Genomic DNA, 2,720 nt, shown 5'->3' with positions numbered 1-2,720 from the left:
GCAGTTCTTTGCCAAATAAATCAGTCATTTGTGGTAAAACATAACAAACAATTCAAGCAGACCCTCAACGCTTAGCACTTTTGGTTTGCGTTAAATTTTGTGTTTAGGGTGCAATGCGGAAGGTTAGTCAGTGCGTTTCGGGCTACTTAATTGGGCGTTATGTTTACTTGTATTTCAATGGCTTAAATATCTTAGGCTCAAGTTCTTTGTCCCTCAAACAGTTCGTCCCTAGTAGACTCAGCAAATCCGCATTGTCGGTCTAAGTTCTTGAATCTCTCAGCCCGTAAAACATGCCAAAGTTCTAGGGTTGCTTCATTGTCAGGTCGTGGCGGCTGGCTTCTTGTTTGACTGGCTCGAAGTTACTTTGAGGCTCTTTGACAATTAACACTTCAGCTTGGCAGTTACCTCGGCAATTCACCATTGTTTTACGCTTTGGTTGGAAAGACAGGGCGCTTGTTGGAGCTTTGTCGGTTTGCCTCATTGGGCAGGGAAGTGGAATTACACGTTTTAGGTTGGTCGCCTTTGTCGGTCAAGTTGGTTTCAGCCTTGTGGTTTGGTTCAGAAAAACAGTTAGAAATTGCAGTTCTTTCTCAAGTAAATCATGTGTTTGTGGTAAAACATAACAAGCAATTTAAGAGGGATTCACAACGCTTGGCATTTTTGCTTCTACTTCAAATTTAGTGTTTATGGCACAATGCTTTAGGTTAGGTGGTTGCGTTGTTCACCCCTTAATTGGGCGTTAGTTGCCAGTGGGAAAAACGTAGTTAAGGCAGAAAATTTAGGGCTAATGAATTGTGCAATTTTGCTCGATGTTTGTCTGGGTGTGGTTTGCTGAAGTTTTGTTCGTTTTTTAATGTTGTGGTTTTATTTTGCCGTTTCAGGCGCTAACTAACTCGTTGAAAGTCAGCCTTGTGACATTGCCTTTCCAAAAGGTCTTTTTGGGTGCTTTCAGCCAGCTTTCTGCGACGTTGCTAGTTCCAAGTGGTTTCAGTAACAGGCGCTTTGAAACTGCGCCTGACTTGAGTTTTTCAAAGCGCTTAAAAACGGTGTTGGCAAAGTGGAAATGAATTGGAAATCAAAGGTTTAGAATGGCAACTAACAAAGCGTTTAAGGCGGATTCACAACGCTTAGCATTTTCAGTTTGATTCAACTTTAGTGTTTACGGCACAATGGGTTAGGTTGAGTGGTCGCGTTGTTCACCACTTAACGCAGCGTTAGTTGCCAGCGGAAAAAACGCAGCTAAAGCAGAAAAATTAAGGCTAATGAATTGTGCAATTGTGCTCGGTTTTGTATCTAGTGTGGTTTGCTGAAGTTGCGTTCGATTTTTAATATTGTGGCTTTGTTTTGCCGTTTCAGACGCGAATGTACTCGTTGAAAGTCAGCTTTGTAACAGTGTCTTTCCAAAAGGTCTTTTTGGTGCTTTTAGGCAGTTTTCTGCGGTGTTGTAAGTTCCAAGTGGTTTCAGTGACAGTCGCTTTGAAACTACGCCTGATTTGAGTTTTTCAACGCGTTAAAAATCGGTGTTGGCAAAGTGGAAATGAACGGGAAATCATAGGTTTAGAATGGCAACTAACAAAGCGTTTAAGGCAGATTCGCAACGTTTAGCATTTTCGGTTTGCTTTGAATTTAGTGTTTACGGCACAATGGTTTAGGTTAGGTGGTAATGTTGCTCACTACTTAACGCGGCGTTAGTTGCCAGTGGTAAAAACGCAGATAAAGCAGAAAGTTTAAGGCTAATGAATTGTGCAAATTTGCTCAGTTTTGTGTCTGGGTGTGGTGTGCTGAAGTTGCGTTCAAATTTTAGTGTTGTGGTTTTGTTTTGCCGTTTCAGACGCAAATTTACTTTTTGAAAGTCAGCTTTGTGACATTGCCATTCCAAAAAATTTATTGGGTGTTTTTGGCCAGTTTTCTGCGACGTTGTAAGTTCCAAGTGGTTTCAGTGACAGGCGCTTTGAAACTGCGCCTGATTTGAGTTTTTCAACACGCTCAAAAACGGTGTTGGCAAAGTGGAAATAAATGGGAAATCAAAGGTTTAAAATGGCAACTAACAAAGCGTTTAAGGCAGATTCGCAACGCTAGGCATTTTCAGTTTGTTTTGAATTTAGTGTTTACGGCACAATGGCTTAGGTTAGGTGGCAATGTTGCTCACTACTTAACGCGGCGTTAGCTCTCTTATAAATTTCATCACAACGTCGAAAAAGTCGTGGTGGATTTGACGTTCTCTGTAGCAATCGATTCAGGAGGCAGTATGAACACTAGATTTTGCGAAAAATGTGGGAAAACCACTGAGCATAAAGAAGCAATGAAGCAAAAAACATCGAAATACGGCAAGTCCAAAAAAGAACAGTTTAAAGCCTTTTTAGATGGTTTCTTTAGTGGTTCCGCTGCCTCCTTACCTGGAGGTGCTTCTTTAGAGTTAACTGATAGGTATATTGTTTGTACTATTTGTGGCAAAGCAACCTTAGAAAATCATGGTCAAGAGTTTCAATAACTTATGCGCCATACAGATAGCTAACAAAGCATTTAAGACGGATTCCCAACGCTCGGCATTTTGGGTTTGCTTCAACTAAAGTGTTTACGGCACAATGCGTTAGGTTCAGGGGTAGGCGTTGCTCACCACTTAATGCGGCGTTATGTTCAGGAGGCAAATTGGAAAGCGAAGAACAAGTTAAAATGGATAAGTGGCCGACGTTTTATCTGAACAAAAGTTGGGTCAAAAC

General features: G+C 41.3%; 1 protein-coding gene. It reads left to right on the top strand.

Features of this window, described 5'->3' with window-relative positions:
• Positions 1-2,248 precede the first annotated feature (2,248 nt).
• The gene (locus tag BS19_RS14835; protein WP_038176302.1) at positions 2,249-2,491 is read left to right on the top strand and encodes a hypothetical protein; all 243 of its coding nucleotides are present in this window, start codon (positions 2,249-2,251) and stop codon (positions 2,489-2,491) included.
• Positions 2,492-2,720: the final 229 nt, after the last annotated feature.

This window comes from Vibrio pacinii DSM 19139 (assembly GCF_000711795.1).
GTDB classification, from domain to species: domain Bacteria; phylum Pseudomonadota; class Gammaproteobacteria; order Enterobacterales; family Vibrionaceae; genus Vibrio; species Vibrio pacinii.
Note: the sequence above shows the minus strand (reverse complement) of the source record. Positions and strands in the feature narration are given on the sequence as shown.

Coding starts and splice junctions, on each gene's coding strand:
- BS19_RS14835 (WP_038176302.1), top strand. CDS start 2,249: ATGAACACTAGATTTTGCGAAAAATGTGGGAAAACCACTGAGCATAAA.